20 protein-coding genes and 1 riboswitch are annotated in these 20,987 nt (G+C 32.7%); of the genes, 6 read left to right on the top strand and 14 right to left on the bottom strand.

Annotated elements, in window-relative coordinates; all coding sequences use genetic code 11:
- Positions 1-145: 145 nt before the first annotated feature.
- The 3 genes from MUA21_RS03925 to auxA all read right to left on the bottom strand — a co-directional run bounded on the left by MUA21_RS03925 (position 146) and on the right by auxA (position 3,428).
- The gene (locus MUA21_RS03925) at positions 146-688 is read right to left on the bottom strand and encodes a DUF697 domain-containing protein (protein ID WP_107525662.1); all 543 of its coding nucleotides are present in this window, start codon (positions 686-688) and stop codon (positions 146-148) included.
- A 58-nt stretch (positions 689-746) separates the two neighbouring features.
- Entirely contained in the window at positions 747-1,916 is a 1,170-nt protein-coding gene (locus tag MUA21_RS03920; RefSeq protein ID WP_262561914.1) for a class I SAM-dependent rRNA methyltransferase, read from the bottom strand.
- 210 nt (positions 1,917-2,126) lie between these two features.
- The gene (gene auxA, locus MUA21_RS03915) at positions 2,127-3,428 is read right to left on the bottom strand and encodes a lipoteichoic acid stability factor AuxA (protein ID WP_073342509.1); all 1,302 of its coding nucleotides are present in this window, start codon (positions 3,426-3,428) and stop codon (positions 2,127-2,129) included.
- A 237-nt stretch (positions 3,429-3,665) separates the two neighbouring features.
- On the opposite strand from auxA, the gene graF reads away from it, so the two are divergent.
- The 4 genes from graF to MUA21_RS03895 all read left to right on the top strand — a co-directional run bounded on the left by graF (position 3,666) and on the right by MUA21_RS03895 (position 7,355).
- Entirely contained in the window at positions 3,666-3,800 is a 135-nt protein-coding gene (gene graF, locus MUA21_RS03910; RefSeq protein WP_196296357.1) for a glycopeptide resistance-associated protein GraF, read from the top strand.
- 569 nt (positions 3,801-4,369) lie between these two features.
- Positions 4,370-4,471: riboswitch (TPP riboswitch) on the top strand.
- A gap of 75 nt (positions 4,472-4,546) precedes the next feature.
- Positions 4,547-5,122, top strand: a complete 576-nt coding sequence (locus MUA21_RS03905) for an ECF transporter S component (RefSeq protein WP_046207886.1) — start codon at positions 4,547-4,549, stop codon at positions 5,120-5,122.
- A 12-nt stretch (positions 5,123-5,134) separates the two neighbouring features.
- A complete protein-coding gene (locus MUA21_RS03900; RefSeq protein ID WP_262561912.1) occupies positions 5,135-6,556 on the top strand; it encodes an ABC transporter ATP-binding protein in 1,422 nt (473 codons plus the stop codon).
- The gene (locus tag MUA21_RS03895; RefSeq protein ID WP_262561910.1) at positions 6,549-7,355 is read left to right on the top strand and encodes an energy-coupling factor transporter transmembrane component T family protein; all 807 of its coding nucleotides are present in this window, start codon (positions 6,549-6,551) and stop codon (positions 7,353-7,355) included. Before MUA21_RS03900 ends, MUA21_RS03895 begins: the two co-directional genes overlap by 8 nt.
- A 206-nt stretch (positions 7,356-7,561) precedes the next feature.
- Here MUA21_RS03895 and purD read toward each other — a convergent pair whose 3' ends face one another.
- The 11 genes from purD to purE are packed head-to-tail and all read right to left on the bottom strand — an operon-like array spanning position 7,562 to position 18,797.
- The gene (gene purD / locus MUA21_RS03890) at positions 7,562-8,806 is read right to left on the bottom strand and encodes a phosphoribosylamine--glycine ligase (RefSeq protein ID WP_262561908.1); all 1,245 of its coding nucleotides are present in this window, start codon (positions 8,804-8,806) and stop codon (positions 7,562-7,564) included.
- 22 nt (positions 8,807-8,828) lie between these two features.
- Positions 8,829-10,307, bottom strand: coding sequence for a bifunctional phosphoribosylaminoimidazolecarboxamide formyltransferase/IMP cyclohydrolase (gene purH / locus MUA21_RS03885; protein WP_262561905.1), 1,479 nt, complete (start codon positions 10,305-10,307; stop codon positions 8,829-8,831).
- Between the two features lie 15 nt (positions 10,308-10,322).
- The gene (gene purN / locus MUA21_RS03880; RefSeq protein ID WP_262561902.1) at positions 10,323-10,889 is read right to left on the bottom strand and encodes a phosphoribosylglycinamide formyltransferase; all 567 of its coding nucleotides are present in this window, start codon (positions 10,887-10,889) and stop codon (positions 10,323-10,325) included.
- A 2-nt stretch (positions 10,890-10,891) separates the two neighbouring features.
- Entirely contained in the window at positions 10,892-11,920 is a 1,029-nt protein-coding gene (purM, locus tag MUA21_RS03875; protein WP_107525665.1) for a phosphoribosylformylglycinamidine cyclo-ligase, read from the bottom strand.
- A complete protein-coding gene (gene purF, locus MUA21_RS03870; protein ID WP_262561901.1) occupies positions 11,913-13,400 on the bottom strand; it encodes an amidophosphoribosyltransferase in 1,488 nt (495 codons plus the stop codon). The genes purM and purF overlap by 8 nt, the downstream gene beginning before the upstream one ends.
- On the bottom strand, positions 13,379-15,568 hold the full coding sequence (gene purL / locus MUA21_RS03865) for a phosphoribosylformylglycinamidine synthase subunit PurL (protein WP_107525667.1): 2,190 nt from the start codon (positions 15,566-15,568) through the stop codon (positions 13,379-13,381). The genes purF and purL overlap by 22 nt, the downstream gene beginning before the upstream one ends.
- The gene (gene purQ, locus MUA21_RS03860; RefSeq protein WP_046207895.1) at positions 15,561-16,232 is read right to left on the bottom strand and encodes a phosphoribosylformylglycinamidine synthase I; all 672 of its coding nucleotides are present in this window, start codon (positions 16,230-16,232) and stop codon (positions 15,561-15,563) included. The genes purL and purQ overlap by 8 nt, the downstream gene beginning before the upstream one ends.
- Positions 16,232-16,492 carry a phosphoribosylformylglycinamidine synthase subunit PurS gene (gene purS, locus MUA21_RS03855; RefSeq protein WP_019468141.1) on the bottom strand — a complete coding sequence of 87 codons (261 nt, stop codon included), beginning with the start codon at positions 16,490-16,492 and terminating at the stop codon, positions 16,232-16,234. Before purS ends, purQ begins: the two co-directional genes overlap by 1 nt.
- 1 nt (position 16,493) lies before the next feature.
- On the bottom strand, positions 16,494-17,195 hold the full coding sequence (purC, locus tag MUA21_RS03850) for a phosphoribosylaminoimidazolesuccinocarboxamide synthase (protein ID WP_046207896.1): 702 nt from the start codon (positions 17,193-17,195) through the stop codon (positions 16,494-16,496).
- Positions 17,195-18,328, bottom strand: a complete 1,134-nt coding sequence (gene purK / locus MUA21_RS03845) for a 5-(carboxyamino)imidazole ribonucleotide synthase (protein ID WP_107525668.1) — start codon at positions 18,326-18,328, stop codon at positions 17,195-17,197. The genes purC and purK overlap by 1 nt, the downstream gene beginning before the upstream one ends.
- The gene (gene purE, locus MUA21_RS03840; RefSeq protein WP_107525669.1) at positions 18,315-18,797 is read right to left on the bottom strand and encodes a 5-(carboxyamino)imidazole ribonucleotide mutase; all 483 of its coding nucleotides are present in this window, start codon (positions 18,795-18,797) and stop codon (positions 18,315-18,317) included. The genes purK and purE overlap by 14 nt, the downstream gene beginning before the upstream one ends.
- Before the next feature lie 204 nt (positions 18,798-19,001).
- Between purE and folD the strand changes: the two genes are divergently transcribed.
- Positions 19,002-19,859 carry a bifunctional methylenetetrahydrofolate dehydrogenase/methenyltetrahydrofolate cyclohydrolase FolD gene (gene folD / locus MUA21_RS03835; RefSeq protein WP_046207899.1) on the top strand — a complete coding sequence of 286 codons (858 nt, stop codon included), beginning with the start codon at positions 19,002-19,004 and terminating at the stop codon, positions 19,857-19,859.
- Positions 19,860-20,453: 594 nt separating this feature from the next.
- The gene (locus MUA21_RS03830; protein ID WP_046207900.1) at positions 20,454-20,771 is read left to right on the top strand and encodes an immunoglobulin-like domain-containing protein; all 318 of its coding nucleotides are present in this window, start codon (positions 20,454-20,456) and stop codon (positions 20,769-20,771) included.
- The last annotated feature ends 216 nt before the right edge of the window (positions 20,772-20,987 follow it).

Raw genomic sequence — 20,987 nt, 5'->3', positions numbered from 1 at the left:
TAGTTAGAATCGTTAGTTTATTATAAAACCTAGCATAGTTTTATATAATAACATTACCAAATTATACATATAAATTCAATTCGTTGCACCCATGATATGACAATATTCAATGAATATTGTTACTTTTTATGAAAACGCTCCACCATTACATTAAAGATTTAACAACCTTTTCACATTTTTCAATATGATCATCACCGATTTTTTTCATAAAGTAATAACTGATTGAAGCCGAAATAGCTTGCCCTACAAGTGGGAACCATTTTGTTTGTTTAGCAGCCATACGTTTTGCAACATCTCTAATAACGACTTTTAATATGGCATTAGATACTTTTCTACCTATAAATTGACTACCCTGTATTGCAGCAGCTGTAAAAATACGTTCTTTTACATCTTCTCTCATTGAATTTACTTGTTTGTGATCTAAACCATAGATTTTATTAACATCTTCTATAATATCTCTCATTAGCTTGATATCGACACCAAAGTCAAGGCCTGGTATTGGTACAATACTAACACTTGAAGATAACATTGATTTTTTTCTCACTATAGCTTGAGCGCGTTGACGACGTTCATCTAATTCTATGTTAGTCGTTGGTATATCGCTTTTATTTTTTATATCTTCAATATTTAAAACTTTATTTCCGACTTTCTGTGTTACATTATTAGTTATTTTATTTTTTAAACTCATGATATTCACTCCTTGGTAAAATCTTGTACTTTAAAAATATTACCCTCTTTCACAGAAATTACTGTATATTTACAAAAATAGCCTTCAAATATTTTGATGGTTTATAGTGTGGATGTGTTTTAAAATCTTTTGGTAATCCCATTACCTCTGATAGTTCAAAATCAACTTCTGCATTATTCAATGTATCTTCAATCATTTTTTTAAATGCTTTTAATGAAAATGTACTATTATTTGTACACAATAATAAAGTTCCATTTGGCGAAAGCACTTCCAAAGCACCTAGTATTAATTTATCGTAATCTTTCAATACTGAAAATGTTTTTTTCTTATTTCTTGCAAAACTAGGTGGATCAATAACGATTGTGTCATAAAGTAAATCATGACGGCGCGCGTAATTAAAATAATCAAAGGTATCCATTACAAATATATATTGTGTCTTTGGATCAATCGCATTTAAGCCAAAATTTTCTTCTGTTAATGTGCGTGATCTGTTAGCTAAATCAACGCTAGTAGTGACTTTGGCCTTTTCTGCTGAGACAACTGAAAAAGCACCAGTATAACTAAACACATTTAACAAATACCTATCCTCAGCAAAATGATCTCTTAATTTCTTTCGTACTTCTTTTTGATCCAAGAAAATACCTGTCATAGGACCATCATTTAAATCCACATTATAAAATGTGAAATTTTCTTCGATTATAATAGGAAATTCTGGTGCTTCCCCATCAACAAACCCTCCAGCTATTTGGGCATCTTTAAATCTCATTTTTTCAAACACAGATTTGTATTCTAAGGTATTTTTTAATGCATTTAAAATTTGATAACGGTATTTATAAATACCTTTAGAATACCATTGTATTAAAAAGTGTCCGTTATAATTATCAATAGTTAGACCACCTACACCATCACCTTCACCATTAAATATTCTAAAAGCATTAGTACCTTCAATATTATAAAAATACGCTCTTTCTTGTATTGCGATTTCAAAAAGTCTCTCAAAAAATTGAGTATTAATCACTTCATTTTCATCATAGCTCAATACCCATCCAAGTCCTTTATGTTGCCTTCCGACGTACGCAGTTGCAATATAGGTTTGTTCATCATTTACTAACGAGAATAAATCGCCCTCTTTTAAATGATCATGCGCATACACGTCATCATCATCGATTAATGGATATCCATTTAGATATTTCGTTTCTTTACCTTTATTTAATACGGCAGTTTTCATAATTAAATGTCAGCCTTTCTTCTAATTTTATAATTTATGCTTTCTTATTCTATCATCTCAAGAAATATCGTAACATCATTTATCTATAATTGAATGATTTCTCAATTCAAACATTATATTATTGTTTTTAATCTTTTGTGTTATTTCAATCATGAATCAAAAAGGACTGGCATTTAGCAATAGCCAGTCCTTTAAAAGTTTATTTACTTGTTAATCTTTTGAAGGTTCACGCAATTTAATAATAAATGATACAATTACTGCGATTAGCATCACAAACAATATTGGCGTAATGAAAATTGACAATAATAGGCCATGAACCATAATATTCATAAATTCCGTTAACAATTTGAAAAATAATATACTAACCATAAACAACTGCAGATAATAGAATTTATCTCTCAAGAAGTTCGTTAATGTCGTTAATATATAAGCAATAATAATCAGCATTAGTAATAATAAGGTAATCCATTCAATCACATATTGTGTTTGAGAAATTTCCCAATTACCTGAAACAAATAAAGCATTTCTATTATTAAATTCTATAATTGTAAAGAATAATAATACAACACCACAAAATATTTCTACATAAGCTGACTTAACCCATTTTGGAATTTTCATCCAATTTGGAATATCATCCTCTTGTATATCAATAATATTCTTCCATTTTTCGATAAATTTGTCTTTTTTATCTCTTAATTTTTGAATATCAACACTTCTACGTGTTTTCCGAGTAAACTCAGTTGTCTTATCTTGTAAACTTTTCAAATGCTCTTTCGTTTGGTTTGTAACTGTACCTTTGCTTGTTCTAGATAATTCAGGTTCTTCTTCACCTAATTCTTGTTTTGTTAAAGGAAGTGCCCTTCTTAAAAACAAGAAATTCCAAATTGACATTTGACCTAGTAACCACATTAATAAAAAGAATGTATTTACACTCAAAATATCAATAGGAATGATTTCGTCGCTATCTATTCTTCCATATAATACGATTTGCGTAATTAAATAACTTATCCCATAACTGAAAATAATTAATAAATAATGATATTTTCTGTGATCTGGATTTAATTCATCTTTATATACAATATACCCAATATGAACTACAAATGGGATAATAAAAATGATAGCAAAGAAGCTATAAACTTGTGTCATTAAAATAAGTGTTATAATGAAGAACAGTATACCTATCACTAAGAAGAAGATTGAAACATCATAATCATATCTTGTTGTTCTTAATAGCGTGAATCCGAGTAAGATGACTACAATACCAAATAAAATAATTAATACTGCACTTATAACAGGGAAATTCCCTATATAATTACTCATGACTCTTATGATTTCTGCAAAAAATGCATTTATAAAATCCCAAACATTATGAATATGTAATTCAATTTTACCTTTATCCTTTAAGTCATGGACCATAGATAAATTTATTAAAATGATGAGACCTGTGAAGAGCGAAACGATGCCTATTATATAACTATATAATATCTCAGCGTGTTTCTTTAAAAAAGACATACCATTCACCTCAAAGTTATTATATATTAACATTTAGTTCTTGTCTTTAATAAATCAATAAATAAGTCTATAGTATGATAGAAAATAGTTGTACAGTCAAGTTTCCACCAAACATAATCGATTAAACAAATATTTCAAATTTAACGTAATATACAGTTAGATCTTTGTGGTTTAGTTTTCAAATAAAGTGGTATATTGAAAACATAAGTCATTTGAATATTGAAGGAGTGTTTAACTATGAGTAAAGAAGAATTAAATAAAAAAGCAGCTGAAAAAGCAAAAGAAGCTGAAGATAAATTGAAAGATAAAAAAGAATCTGCTGAAGATAGTACTGAAGAAACGAAAAAAAATATTCAAGATACTTTAGATTAAACTAAATGTGCTTGATTTCTATATGAACATTATAATTTAAATTAAAAGTGAACAATAGCATTTAATTTTTGTTCATACTATCAAGGTTAATATTAAAAAAACTGAAACATCAATCTTATAATTAGTCTAAAGGACTAAAACCACTTTTACATGGTTTTAGTCCTTTATTTAATATCATGTCATTTGATTTTCATACTTCTTACTCAAAATATGGTTCGAGACTATAATCTAACACACTTATAAACAAATGAGTGAAGCACACCACAACATCTTAACAACGATATATTTGGACAAAAATTAAAAACACTTTCTTATAAATCACACTACATAACGTATTTATTGTGATATGTAACTGAACTTAATCATTCCTTTTTTCATTAAAAACGATGAATTAAACAAACTTAAATTAACAAAACCACACTGCCACATCACCCAATGCACTATACAAAATGTCTTTATTTAACCTTATGTTATGTGCTGTGATTTAAGTCATAAATATCAAATTCAACGTTAATATACCTTGACATAACTAATTAAAAGTCATACATTATAGTTAAAATTAAATTTAATATTCGCACTAGGGGTGTTTAGTGACTGAGATGAGGTATACCCTCAAACCCTTTGAACCTGATCTAGATTAAACTAGCGTAGGAAAGTGTATCGTGATATGTTTTTTGATATCCGTATGCCTATATTTAACGCGCAACTTCTAGATGGTTGTGCGTTTTTTTATTGGAGGAGAATTTATGTCAAAAGGTTTAAAACTATCAGAAATTTTAGTAACCGTACTTATAGCTGTTGTGTTTGCTATCGTCTATAATATTTGGACTTTAGTATATAAGGCAGTGCAAGTTTCTGGTCTTCATATTGAAGAACTAACATATGGTGCATGGTTTATGGCTGCGATTGTTGCATATTTGATTATACCAAAAGCTGGTATTGCGATTTTAGCTGAATTTGCTGCTGGTGCAGGTGAAACAATTGTCATGGGAAGATTTGATATTCCAACAATGGTCTATGCATTACTTCAAGGATTAGCATGTGAGATTATTTTCGCTATTTTTAGATATAAATCACGTTCAGCAATGGTAGCTATGTTAGCAGGATTTTTAGCATCTGTTGCGACACTTCCCCTTGATTTTGCTTATGGTTATTTAGGAGAAATTGCAGGATGGAACTTAACACTTTATATCGTATTTAGATTGATTAGCGGTATTGTTGTGGCTGGATTGTTGTCCTATTATATTGTGAAAATATTAGATCAAACTGGCGTAACCAAATTATTCAGACCTGCAACACAAAAAGATTATGACAATTTATAAGGAGCATAAAAGTTGATAGTCACTGAAAATCTACGTCTTAAATATCCAAATGGACAAAAGAAAATATTCGACAATTTATCACTTGAAATTAAAGATAAAGAGAAGGTCCTTATACTTGGTCCCTCTGGTTCAGGTAAAAGCACGTTATTGAATGTTTTAAGTGATATCGTACCAAATCTCATTGAATTGCCAATGAAATACGATAAATTAGAGATTGATCAAGATTGTGGTGTTATTTTTCAAGAACCTGATAGCCAATTCTGTATGCCAAAGGTATATGAGGAACTCGCCTTTGTCCTTGAAAATTTACAAACGCCCCGACATAAAATGGATGCATTGATTGAATCAGCACTCGAGTCTGTTGATTTAAACGTCAAAAAAGACCAATATATCAATAATTTAAGTGGCGGTATGAAACAAAAATTAGCAATTGCAGAAACATTATTACAACAAGCTAATACTTTATTTCTAGATGAACCAACCGCGATGTTAGATGTAACATCAACAGAAGAATTATGGAATAAGATTAAAGCGTTATGGCAAGATCAAACTGTGATTATAGTTGAACATAAAGTAGAACATATATGGCAGCATATCGATCGCGTAATATTATTAAACTATGATGGTGTTATTATTGGTGATGCCTCACCAGCTGACATATTAAACAACTATGAACACCTTTTATCCGAATATGGCGTTTGGCATCCAAAAGCCTGGGATAAAGCACCTTTACCTATCGATTTACAGCAATCTAATATTCAATATGCCAATGAGCATCTATTTCTTTTTGAACAAGGCACTATAAAAAGAAGTAAAAAGACACTTATCGATATACCAAAACTTAATATCACTGGTGGCGAATGGATTACAATCACCGGTCCAAACGGCTCAGGCAAGACTTCTTTATTAGAATCGATGATGCAGCTTATTAAATATGAAGGCACAATGTCTTTTGATGGCAAAAAGCTTACTAAAATCAAAGAAGCTGCTAAAAATATGTATCTTGTATATCAAAATCCTGAAATTCAATTTATTGCGAATTCAGTTTACAAAGAAATTTTCATACAAAACAAAGCTAATTATCCTTCTATATCAGAAGCTGAAGAAAAAACAATTCAAATGCTTAAAATGTTAAATTTAGAAGATGTTCAATCACAACACCCTTATGAACTGTCAATCGGGCAGAAACGTAGACTGAGTGTAGCTATAGCTTTAAGCTCTACATCAGAATATATTTTATTAGATGAGCCAACATTCGGCTTAGATAGTCATAATACATTTAATTTAATTAAATTATTCCAACATCGCGTTAGAGATGGCCAAACAATTATTATGGTTACACATGATCCTGAAATTATCGCACGCTATCCAACACGTAAATTGTGTGTAAGTCAAAAACATATTCTAGAGATAGCAGGTGAGCATCATGTTTGAAATGTGGAAAAAACACTACTCTTTCATGGATGATGTGAATATCATTACAAAGTTAGCATTAGCTGTTTTTTTGTTTTTCTTTGTTATATTTGTACATCAATTCGATTTTATGATTTATATTTGTCTATTGATGTTCTTGTTTTTATTAATGTTTAATGGTATAAAATTTAAAATAACATTTGCTTTTATTTTCTTTACTATAACTTTCAGCCTAATTTCAGCTTTATTCATGATTTTTTATGGTGAAGGTACTCATATATTGTTTAAATTAGGATTTATTCAAATTAGTACTGAAAGTTTAGTTAGAGGGCTGCATTTAGCATTACGTACAACAACTGTTTCATTTTTCGGTATTTTAATTGCTTTCACTTCTGAAATTGTAATGGTCTTTTACAGCCTAATGCAACATTTAAAAGTTAAGCCTAAAGTTGCTTATGCTTTTATGGCTGCTATAAGAATGGTGCCATTAATGATTAGCACTTTAGTTCAACTTAGAAAGTCTTTAAAAATGAGATATCAAATTATCTCTCAACAAAATTACAATTTATTTAGTAGAATCAAACATCTTATGATTCCACTTTTAAGCCAAAACATTAGAAAAGCACATCAACTTGCTGTTGCAATGGAGAAAAAAGGTTTTAAAGATGGTACGCGCACCTACTATTATCATACACCTTTCTCGTATAAAGACTTTCTATTAATCATCGTTTTTATCATCATTTTGGTTGTTGCTTATTTCTTAGCACTTCACTTACCGATTACAGGTATAAACGATGTTCGTATAAAAAATATATATTAACGATTACCTTATTTTATCCAAAATTCATTACTATCCAATTAAGAAAAGATAAGACAAAAACTAAACCACTTTGTCTTATCTTTTTCTATGTCAATTTACATAGATTGATTTGTGAACACATAGCTTTTAACGATATACAGCTTCAAAATTTAAAAAGTCGTAATTTCTATACACATCTAAATAGAAATTACGACTTTTTTTAATATTTATAAATGTTTTATTGCTTTATTACTAATATCTTTTCGATAAAATAGTCCATCACTTTGAATTTTTTCTGCAGCTTTATAGGCATTTGCTTTAGCACTAGCAATATCATGACCTTCTCCTAATGCTAAGATGACACGACCACCATTGGTGACAAATTTATCCCTATCTCTTTTCAAACCACTGACAAAATAATTACCATTTAAATCAAAACCTGAAACAGTCTTACCTTTTTCGTAATTACCAGGGTACCCTTTAGAAGCAAGCATTACACCAACGACAGACGAATCTTTCCATTTAAATGCTATCTTCTTTTTAGCCTCTAAATCTAAGATATGTTGCATCAAATCACTTTCCAATCTCGTTAGTAATACTTGTGCTTCAGGGTCGCCAAATCTAGCATTAAATTCTATTACTTTCGGACCATCTGCTGTTAAAATCACACCAATATAAAGGACGCCAAAAAATTCATAACCTTCTTTATACATTGCTTGAGCTATAGGTTGTGCAATGACTTCATTCGTGAGGTTAAGTACTTCCTTATCTATATGAGGTACAGGACAATACGCCCCCATACCACCTGTGTTAGGCCCTTTATCGTCATCATATGCACGTTTATGATCTTGCGCAATACAATCAAATGGCACGGCATAATCACCATTTACAAATGTCATCAATGAGAATTCTTCACCTTCTAAAAATTGCTCAAAGACAACTGTACCAAGCTCTTGTGGATACAATGAATGAACCGCTGCTTCAGCTTCACCATAATTCTCAGCTATAATTACACCTTTACCAGCTGCCAAACCATCTTTCTTTAATACGATAGGATATTGGCATGTTTCAATATAACTTAGTGCATCAGATTTGTTTGATATTTCTTTATATTCTGCAGTAGGAATATGATATTTCTGCATTAACTGCTTTGCGAATAATTTTGATCCTTCAATCTGAGCCGCTGCTTGATTTGGCCCAAACACTTTAATTTGTTTTGCGTTTAATTTATCTGCTAAACCTTCAGTAAGTGGTTGTTCGGGGCCAATAATCACCCACGAAATATCATGCTCAACAGCAAATTCAACAATCTGAGTGTGGTCCGTTTCCGCTATTTCACAATGTACATCTGCAATGTCTGACATTGCGTCATTCCCTGGAATTGCAAAAATTTCATTTACGAGTAAAGATTGTTTTAACTTGTGTGCTAAAATATGTTCTCTTCCGCCTGTGCCAATGACTAGTACTTTCATAAATAATTTTGCCTCCAATATTTTAATGTTTAAAGTGTCTAATGCCAGTCGTTACCATTGCAATGCCATATTTATTAGCCATATCTATTGAATCTTGATCTTTAATTGAACCACCTGGTTGAATGATCGCTTTAATACCATGTTGCGCAGCTAGTTCTACCGTATCATCCATCGGGAAGAAACCATCTGATACCATTACGACATTATCATTAATTTCAATCGCACGTTCTATTGCAATTTGTGCTGATCCTACCCGATTCATTTGACCGGCACCAATACCGACTGTTTGTTTATCGTTGCATAGGATAATCGCATTACTTTTAACAGAGGCAACCACTTTCCAACCAAGCAACATTGCATCCCATTGAGTTTCTGTAGGTGCATTTTCTGTAACGACTTTTAAATCATCACGTTTGATTAATACATTGTCTTTATCTTGTATTAAATATCCACCTGAAACAGATACTATTTCTTGCTCATTATTATCAATTGTCATATCAATTTCTAATAATCTAATATTTTTCTTTTTATTTAAAATCGCTAACGCTTCATCGGAAAATTTCGGTGCAATTATCACTTCTAAGAATATGCTGTGCAGCGTTTCAGCCAAAGTGGCATCAACGGTTCTATTTAAAGCAACGATACCTCCAAAAATGGATTGGCTATCCGCTTCAAATGTACGCTGATAAGCTTCAGAAATATTTGTTCCAATACCTACACCACAAGGATTCATATGTTTGACTGCAACTGCAGCTGGTGTTTCAAATTGCTTAACTAAAGATAACGCCGCATCTGCATCTTTAATGTTGTTATAACTCAATTGCTTACCATGCAACTGTTTCGCGCCACCTAACGTATGATTGGCATCAGATGTTCTTACAAATGATGCTTGTTGTTGTGGATTTTCACCATATCTTAAACTTTCTTTATTTTCTTTAAAGAAATCAACAATTGCATTATCATATTGATTCGTATGTTCAAATACTTTAATCATCAATGACTTTCTATAAGATTCATCTAATTGATTTGATTTTAGCTTTTCAATCACTTCATTATAATCTGATGGATGAACAATAGTAGTAACGTGTTTAAAGTTTTTAGCTGCTGCACGTAACATAGTAGGCCCACCAATATCTATATTTTCAATCGCGTCATTTTCTGTAACATCTGGATTGGCAACAGTCTCCTTGAATGGATATAGATTTACAACAACCATGTCTATTAAATCAATTTGCTGTTCTTTTAATTGTTCTAAATGTTCTGGTTTATTACGATCAGCTAAAATACCACCATGAACGGCTGAATGTAATGTCTTGACTCTCCCATCCATAATTTCGTCAAAATTTGTAAGTTCTGATATAGATTTAACTGCAATATTTTCATCGACTAACGTTCGCATCGTACCACCAGTCGAATATAACTCATAACCTAACTGTTGGAGTGATTGTGCAAAAGGTACAATGCCTGTTTTATTAGATACGCTTAAAATTGCCTTTTTCATGTTTATTGGCACCTCTTATTGAATAATTTTTGAAATAACTTCTGGATACAATTCATGTTCAATTGCTTTTATTCTTTCTTCTAATTGTTCTTTCGTATCATCCGGTTTTATTTCACATGTACGTTGTTCAATAATTTCTCCTGTATCCATCCCACTATCTACAAAATGTACTGTTGTGCCTGTGATCTTGTCACCACTATTTAATGCTTGACCAATCGCGTCTTTACCACGATATTTCGGCAATAATGAAGGATGAATATTAATGATACGTTTTTGATAGGCATTTAATATATTTTCACCGATTAATTTCATATAACCAGCTAAAATAATCCATTCAACTTTTTCGGTTGTTAACCATTCAATGATTTTCCGCTCATAATCTGCTTTAGAATCAAAGTTTTTAAGCTCATTAATATGTACATCTAAATGATAATTTCTTGCTCGCTCAATACAATAAGCATTAACCTGATCCGTATATAAAGCAGTCACTTCAATGTTCGGCAAATGACCTGCTTCTATTTGTGACATGATACTTTCAAAGTTACTTCCTGACCCTGAAGCAAAGATAGCAATTTTTGTCACTTTCATACCCCCGTCAAATGAATTGGCGCTTCACTTTTAACAATTTCACCAATTCTATATGCATTTACTTGTGCTTGTTGTAACGTTTTTAATACTTTAGCTTCATCATTAGCATCAACAACTAAGGTGAAACCGATCCCCATATTAAATACATTGTACATTTCTTTAGTCGAAATATTGCCTTGTTTTTGCAACCATTCAAATATCTTTGGTGTTGGAAATTGAGTTACATCAATTTTTGCACCTACACCCTCAGGCAATGCTCTTGGGATATTTTCAATAAATCCGCCACCAGTAATATGCGTCATCGCATGTATGTTTACGTGTTCTTTTACAGCTAATACAGGCTTGACATATAGTCGTGTTGGTTCTAAAAAGATATCTAAAAATGTGTGGTTTTGATCAAATTTGTCTTGTAGATTAATACCTGATTTTTTTATTAAATTACGTACCAAGCTGTAACCGTTAGAGTGTATACCACTTGATTCAAGACCTATTATTACATCACCTGGTTTCACGGCCGAACCGTCTATATACGCTTCTTTTTCTACAGCTCCTACAGCGAATCCTGCTAAATCATATTCACCTTCATGATACATTTCACCCATTTCAGCTGTTTCGCCACCAATCAGGGCTGTATTTGTAGCTTCGCAACCGTCACTAACCCCTTTAACAATCTGTTCAATAACTTCTGGAACAACTTTATGTGTTGCAATATAATCTAAGAAATACAATGGTTCTGCACCAGTTGTTAAAATATCATTGACACACATCGCTACTGCATCAATGCCTATCGTATCGTGTTTGTCATTATCAATCGCTAACTTTAATTTAGTACCAACACCATCTGTTCCAGATACGAGTAATGGTGCTTTCATATTTAACTGTGATAAATCGAATGTAGCACCAAAACCGCCTAATCCACCTAAGACTTCTTTACGCATTGTTCTTTGAACATGACTTGACATACGTTCAACCGCTTCATAACCTGCACTAATATCAACACCTGCTTGTTGGTATGCTTTAGACATTTAAATTACCCTCTCTATCAAAGTATTGTTTATGATTTGCTAAATATTCTTTTTGACGTTCGCTTAAATGTTCAAAATAATCTTGTTCATAATCATAAAGACCAGCAGGATAATCACCTGTAAAACTTTCTACACATAACCCTTTATAAGGAGCATCTACATCAAGGCCAATTGAATCTATTAAACCAGCTACAGTTAGATAGGCCAGAGAATCTGAACCAATATGTTCACTGATTTCTGAAGGTGATTTGCTCGCTGATATGAGTTCAGCAGTAGTTGAAACGTCTATACCATAAAAGCTTGGAAACATAAATTCAGGTGAAGCAATACGTACATGCACTTCATTAGCTCCTGCATCTTTTAGCATTTGTACTATACGCTTACTTGTCGTGCCTCTAACAATAGAATCATCCACTAAGACGATATTTTTGCCTTGTACGATATCCTTTACTGCCGATAATTTGACCCTTACACCTTGCTCTCTTAATTCTTGAGTTGGTTGAATAAATGTACGCGCTACATATTGATTTTTGACTAACCCCATCTCATATGGCAAACCACTTTGTTCAGCATAACCAGAGGCTGCTGAGAGTGAAGAATTAGGTACGCCAATAACCATATCTGCATTTTCAACTGGACTTTCTAACGCTAATTGTTTACCAGATTGTTTACGAATCGCATGAACATTTTTTCCTGCAATAGTTGAATCTGGTCTAGCAAAATAAATATACTCCATAGCTGATATCGCCGTATTCGTATGTCTCGTATAAGACTCTACTCGAATACCTTCATCATTGATAACCACATATTCACCTGCATGGATATCTCTTACATACGTTGCACCTAAAACATCTATAGCACAAGTTTCACTTGCGATGATGTAAGCACCTGTTTTCATTTTTCCTACAACTAAAGGTCTGATTGCATTTGGATCAACAGCACCATATAATGCATCTTTTGTTAATAACGCAAATGTAAAACCACCTTTTATTTTTCGTAAACTTTCCTGTAACGCTGCTTCAAAGGTTGGCGCTTTACTTTTACGAATTAAATGCATGATTACTTCTGTATCTGAAGAAGAATGGAAAATAGAACCTTGATGCTCAAGAGATCTTCTTAAACTTTGTGCATTTATAAGGTTTCCGTTATGACAAACTGCGACACTCATATCATAAAAATGGTACAAAAATGGCTGAATATTCTCTATACCTTTATTCCCCGATGTCGCATATCGTACATGACCAATCGCATGTTGATAGGACTTAAATGATTCCAACTGTGTATCTGAAATGGCTTCAGTCAATAAGCCAAGCCCTCTTTCTCCAGTGAGTTTTTGTCCATCAGAACACACCATACCTGCGCCTTCTTGACCTCTATGTTGTAAACTATGTAAACCCATATACGTCAATTGTGCTGCTTCATGATGATTCCAAATACCAAAAACGCCACATTCTTCGTTTAATCCGTTGTAGTCATACATTTAGGAATTGCTCCTTCCCACTGTTCATTCAATTGTTTCACATCACGTGAAATTAACGTGTCCCCGTTAGAAACTACAAATTTTCCATCTTCTGTTAATGTACCAACTTTAATAGCATCTGCGATATCTAAAGGTTGGTCACCTTTTACTGCTACTACATAACGCCCTTGCGTTTCACTGAATAATTGCTCATTTTTTAGATTTAAAGTTACATTTAAGCCCATTTGATAATGTGCACTGATACGAGCAAAAGTCATTAACAGGCCACCTTTACCCACTGTTTGTACGTGGGATGCTATACCATTACGTATTGCCCTTTTAATCGACTCTCCTCTTTTGACTTCATTTGATAAATCAATGGTTTCAACTTCATGATTCACCTTACTGAAAAGTAATTTCTCAATTTGACTCCCACCAAAATCGCTAAATGTATCGCCTACAACATAAAGCGTATCACCCACTTTTGGCGTAAAATCATTGAAATAATCAATTTTTTCAATCAAACCAACCATACCTACGACTGGTGTTGGGAATATTGAAGTTTCTTTTGTTTCGTTATACAAGGATACATTGCCAGAAACGACTGGTGTCTTTAATATTTCACAGGCTTCAGCCATACCTTTAGTAGAATCTGCTAATTGTTGATAAATTTCTTTTTTCTCCGGTGATCCATAATTCAAACAATCGGTCATCGCTAAAGGTGTAGCACCTACAGAAATCAAATTACGGTATGCTTCTGCTACTACCATCTTTCCGCCTTCGTATGGATGATTAAAGACATATCGTGCTTCACCATCTATCGTAGAAGCAATTGCTTTATTTGATCCTTCAACACGAACAACTGATGATTGTAAGCCCGGTTTGACAATAGTATTCGCACCAACTTGTTGATCATACTGCTCGTATAAATAACGTTTTGAAGCAATCGTTGGATGAATGAGTAAACGATTAAATACATCTTCGACATCTATGTCACTGTATTCATTTTTAGGTTCATTATATTGAGGAGTTTCACCTTCAAGCACGTAAACAGGTGCTTCATCTGACAATGGCTGTACGGGTATATCAGCGAAAATTTCATCTTCATATGTAAGTACAAAACGATCTGTATCTGTAACTTCACCGATAACAGCACTATCTAATTCATGCTTATCAAATAAATTTAAGAATTTATCTTCAGATCCTTTTTCAACTACTAATAACATGCGTTCCTGAGTTTCAGACAGCATCATTTCATAAGGTGAAATACCTTTTTCTCTTGTTGGAACTTTTTCTAATTGTAGATGTAAACCACTTCCACCTTTAGCAGCCATTTCAGAAGATGATGATGTTAATCCTGCTGCCCCCATATCTTGGATACCTACTAGCTCATCAAATGTTATTGCTTCTAAAGTTGCTTCCATTAATTTTTTTCCAACAAATGGGTCACCAATTTGTACTGAAGGTCTCTTACTTTCACTATCTTCACTTAGTTCTTCAGATGCAAAAGTAGCACCATGAATGCCATCACGTCCTGTCTTTAATCCCACATATATAACTGAATTACCGGAGCCTTTAGCAGTACCTTTTTGAATTTTATCGTGATCAATGATACCTACGCACATTGCATTGACCAATGGATTGCCATCATATCTATCATCAAATTCTATCTCACCCGCAGTTGTTGGAATCCCAATACAATTGCCATAACCGCCAATACCGGCTACTACACCACGTAATAATCGACGATTTTGTTTTTCTGACAATTCACCAAAGCGTAAACTATTTAATAAATTTATTGGTCTAGCACCGATTGAAACAATATCTCTTATAATGCCTCCTACCCCAGTAGCAGCACCTTGATATGGTTCAACAGCAGAGGGATGATTATGTGATTCAACTTTAAATACTACTGCTTGGTTGTCACCAATATCTACGACGCCTGCACCTTCACCAGGCCCCATCAACACATGTGATCCTGACGTTGGAAACTGAGTTAAAAATGGCTTGGAATGTTTATAAGAACAATGTTCACTCCACATGACAGAGAAAATACCAGTTTCAGTAAAATTGGGCTCACGACCTAAAATTTCACATACTTTATCGTATTCTGACTCCGATAAACCCATATCTTTATATCGTTTTTCTAATTTGATTTCTTCCACACTTGGTTCGATAAACTTAGACATTTTGTTCCCTCCAACTATTAACCATTGCTTCAAATAACTTAACGCCACTATCAGTACCTAATAAAGATTCCATCGCACGTTCAGGGTGCGGCATCATTCCACAAACATTTCCGTTTTTATTTACAATACCTGCAATATCATTGTAAGAACCGTTGGGGTTATCCTTGTATTTTAAAATGATTTGATTGTTTTCTTCTAATCTGTCGTACATTTCCGATGTACAATAGTAATGACCTTCCCCATGCGCTACAGGATATACTACATTTTCATTCTCTTCATATAAATTAGTGAAAGGTGTATGATTATTGACTACTTTTAGTAGTTCATTACGACTTACAAATAAATGTGAATCATTATGCAATAATGCACCAGGCAGCAAACCTATTTCTGTAAGAATTTGAAATCCGTTACAAACACCTAATACAGGTTTCCCTTCTTTAGCAAAACGTTTCACTTCTTCAGTGATAGGTGCAACACTTGCCATCGCACCTGAACGTAAATAGTCACCAAAAGAGAAACCACCAGGTATTAAAACACCGTCAAAACCTTCTAAAGATGTATTTCTATAGTCGACATATTCTGCTTCTACACCAGATTTCAATGCTGCATTATACATGTCCCTATCACAATTGGATCCTGGGAATTTTAGCACTGCAAATTTCATTATGCTTTCTCACCTTCTTCCAATACTTTGTAGCTATATTCTTCAATAACGGTGTTTGCAAAAAGTTTTTCGCTTAAAGTTGTAACGACATTGTGAACTGCAGCATCAGTAGCTTCATCAACTGTCATGTACAATAATTTACCAACACGTATATCATTAACTTGTGTGTATCCTAAATCATGTACTGCGCGATTTAAAGCTTGTCCTTGTGTGTCTAATACTTGTGGCTGTAATGTGATATGCAATTCAATTGTTTTCATTTTATAGTTCCTCCAATTTATTAAGAAAAGTTTGATAAGTGTCTATGATTGAACCAGTATCTTCACGATAAACGTCTTTATCGAAATTTGTATCACTATATTTATCCCAAATGCGACATGTATCTGGTGAAATTTCATCTGCTAATAGAATTTGGCCATTCGTGCTACGTCCAAACTCTATTTTGAAATCTACGAGTCTTAGATCCATATCATCCATTAATTCAAGCAATACTGAATTAATTGTTATTGCTGCATCTTTTAATTTTTCAATTTCATCTTTACTAGCTATATTTAATAATTGTATGTGATCTTCTGTAATTAAAGGGTCATTTAAATCGTCGTTTTTATAAAAGAATTCAACTAATGGGCTTTCAAACTTATGACCTTTATCAAAGCCTAATCTCTTTGTTATAGAGCCTGCAGCAATATTTCTAACTACGACCTCTAATGGAATAATGTCTACAGATTTTACGAGTTGTTCAGTTTCTGATAGTTGTTCGATAAAGTGACTATTAATATCACGATCTTGAATAAGACTGAAAATTCTAGAAGTAATTTGATTATTTAAACGGCCTTTACCTTCTATAAAATCTTTTTTTGCACCATTACCAGCTGTGACTTCATCCTTATATTCAATTCGGAGTACATCTGATTGTGCCGTAGAAAAAATTCTTTTCGCTTTTCCTTCATATAACAAAGACATTAGTCATGTCTCCCTTCAAAATAATTTAGTAAAGTTTGTTCTGTTTGTTCTACATTGTTTGTAAGCATTGTAAGATGACCCATTTTACGGTCAGGTTTACGACTTGATTTTCCATAAACATGTACATGCCATTCAGGATGATCGCCGAATTTATGTTCTAACAGATCTAAATCTCTTCCTAATAAGTTCATCATTACACTAGGTTTTAATAATTCGATTTTTTCTGGTAAGCGTTGACCTGTCACTGCTAATATATGTGTATCAAACTGCGAATAATCACACGCTTCAATTGAATAATGTCCTGAATTATGAGGTCTAGGTGCAATTTCGTTCACAAACAATTGATTGTTTGAATCGATGAAAAACTCCACTGTAAACGTACCTACAAAGTGAATATGTTTAATGATTTTTTCAACTTCATTTCGTGCTAATTGTTCAATTTGTGAATCCACACGTGCAGGCACAACAGTCTTAAATAATATTTGGTTTTGATGTTCATTTTCTTGTAACGGGAAGTACGTAATTTGATTATTGTTACCAATCGTTACCGTTAAAGAAACTTCTTTTTGTAGATTTAAAAATTTTTCAGCAACGCATTCTTGCTTTTCAATTAACGCTTTTGCATTGTCCAAATCTGTTTCATTTGTAATAAGTAATTGTCCTTTTCCGTCGTATCCACCAAATCTTGTTTTTATCATAAATGGAAAACCAATTTTTTCTATAGCTTGAGATAACTCATCTGGGTCAGATAATTTTATAAATGGTGCTACTTGAGTTCCAGCACCTTGCAAGGTTTGCTTTTCAATCAATCTATCCTGTAACAGTTGTATAGCTTGATAGCCTTGAGGAATATTATATTGAGAAACTAATGTTTGTAATTGATGCGCAGAAATATTCTCAAATTCGTATGTGATTACGTCGGACAATTCACCTAATTGAATAAGCGATTGTTCGTCATCATAGTTTGCTTTTATAAATTGATGCGCTAAGTATTGACATGGACAATTTTCATCAGGATCTAAAACGATAACTTTATAACCCATTTTCTGTGCAGATTGTGCCATCATTTTTCCTAATTGCCCGCCACCAATAATTCCAATCGTTGATCCAAATGTCAGTTTATTGAAGTTCATGTTGCATCTCACTCACTTTCTCAACCAATGATTTTTCATAATTTTCCAAATTATTTTGAATAACTTTATTACCAATGCTGAGCATTCTTGCAGCAAGTATTCCTGCATTTTTGGCTCCAGATTTGCCTATAGCTGTCGTTGCCACTGGAATACCACCCGGCATTTGGACAATAGATAGGAGAGAATCTAATCCTTTTAAACTTTTAGATTCTATTGGCACACCAATTACTGGTAATGTCGTCATTGAAGCAACCATACCTGGCAAGTGTGCTGCTCCACCAGCACCTGCAATAATGACATCATAGCCATTGTCTCTAGCTCCTTTTGCAAATTCATACATTAATTGAGGCGTACGATGTGCGGAAACAACTTTCTTTTCGTACGGTATATCTAGTTGTTCTAACATTTGACAACTTTCTTTCATAGTCTCCCAGTCGGAAGAACTACCCATTATGACTACCACTTTCAAAATGAACACCCTTTCAGAAATTTGAAATGTTACGTCTATTAGATGTATATTACAGATATAGCATAACAACTAAAAATCGCTTTTTCAATCAAAAACCGAACTTTAAAGTAAAAAAATCGTTAAATTTTCGTCTTTTGGTTGAAAAACATGATGTTAATTATGTTAAAGTTAAGTAAAGTTCATACATTGGAGGAGGATTTTTTCATGGTCGCAAAAATTTTAGACGGGAAACAAATCGCAAAGGATTATAGACAAGGTCTAAAAGATCAAGTCGAAGCTTTACAAACTAAGGGTTACACGCCAAAATTATCAGTAATATTAGTAGGTAATGACGGTGCTAGTAAAAGTTATGTGAATTCTAAAAAGAAAGCTGCAGAAAAAATAGGCATGATTTCTGAAATCGTACATTTAGATGAAAGTGCTAGTGAAGAAAAAGTATTAAGTGAACTACAACGCTTAAATGAGGATGACAGTGTCAGTGGCATATTAGTTCAAGTGCCACTCCCAGATCAAGTTAGCGAACAAAAAGTTCTAGAATCAATTAACCCCGCTAAAGATGTTGATGGATTCCATCCTGAAAATATAGGTAAATTATATATTGACCAACAAACATTTGTACCTTGTACACCTCTTGGTATTATGGAATTGCTAAATCATGCTGACATTGATTTAGAAGGAAAAGATGCTGTTGTTATAGGTAGAAGTCATATTGTAGGTCAACCAGTATCAAAACTATTATTACAAAAAAATGCATCAGTAACGATACTGCACTCAAGAACTAAAGACATGCACCAACATTTAAAAAACGCTGATATTATCGTTAGTGCTGTTGGACGTCCTGGACTTGTTACTAAAGAAGATGTTAAAGAAGGTGCAGTTGTAATTGATGTTGGTAATACACCAGATGAAAACGGAAAATTAAAAGGTGATATTGCCTATGATGAAGTTAAAGAAATTGCTGGTGCTATTACACCTGTACCTGGTGGCGTTGGCCCAATGACTATTACAATGGTATTAAACAATACACTTATGGCCGAAAAAATGCGTAGAGGTATTGAATAACAATCACACGCTTAATTTAAAAATATTTTAATAACAGGCAAAACTGAGAATTCATATCTCAAACTAATAAATAAACGTCAATTTCTAAGTGATCACAATAGAAATTGACGTTTATTTTACTTTTATGAAATATAGGCCATGTTGATCTACTATCTTCCTTATATAAAACTTCAAATCACTTTTTACAAAACGAACAAATTGCGTAAGTGAGAATTGTTTATAAGCTGAAGTTCAGTTAAATATTTTATACTTTTCAGTTCAAATCATATTTGCCCAGATAGGCAGAAAAAATCTTTTTAGTAAAATCAGGTTTCTTTCCCCCGCTCGTATTCATTTTTAAACCATCTCCTAAAACAGCTCTTATATTATTAAAACATCCATCAATATGGTTTTATTCAAAAACACTCAATTTTCTTTAGTAGTTTTTACGTTTTTCAAAAATTTATTACAGTTAACTGAATTTTTTCGAAAAATTATAACTTAATTTACACAATTACGTTATATTAAGACTATAGTACGATGTAATTTCTATCAAAATAAAATATAGTGTATTTAAGATAAAAAATAAATGACGCTCATACGGAGGTTTACGTTATGAATAAATTAATGCAGTCATTATCAGCACTCGGGGTATCTGCAACCCTTGTTTCACCTAATCTAAGTGCAGAAGCTACAGAAAATTCTATCCCCGAATTAAAAGGAACAAACGATGTTATCATCGATAAAGGAAATAACTATAATTTATTAAATGGCGTACGTGCTTATGATAAAGAAGATGGTGACTTAACGCACAAAATTTCAGTAGATGGAAATATTAACACTGAAAAAGAAGGCAAATATAAAATTGAATATACTGTAGAAGATTCAGAAGGTGCAACGAATAAATCAATAAGATATATTGAAGTAAAATAAATAGTATATCAATACATATGTCATGATGAAATTCACTCAAACAATTAATTTTGGTGTGAAATTATCCTATCGCCTAAAATATGACACTTTTCACAAAATGTACACATAATTTTAACAAATCTTTGAAAGCCCGTCAGACGTTGAGTTTGTTGGGTTTCTTTTAATTTTACAATAATTTTTTTTGCACAAACACTTGTAAATATTGCGTAATATCTT

The sequence above is a fragment of the Staphylococcus ureilyticus genome (assembly GCF_025558845.1).
Lineage (GTDB): Bacteria > Bacillota > Bacilli > Staphylococcales > Staphylococcaceae > Staphylococcus > Staphylococcus ureilyticus.
This window is presented reverse-complemented; position numbering and strand designations above follow the sequence as displayed.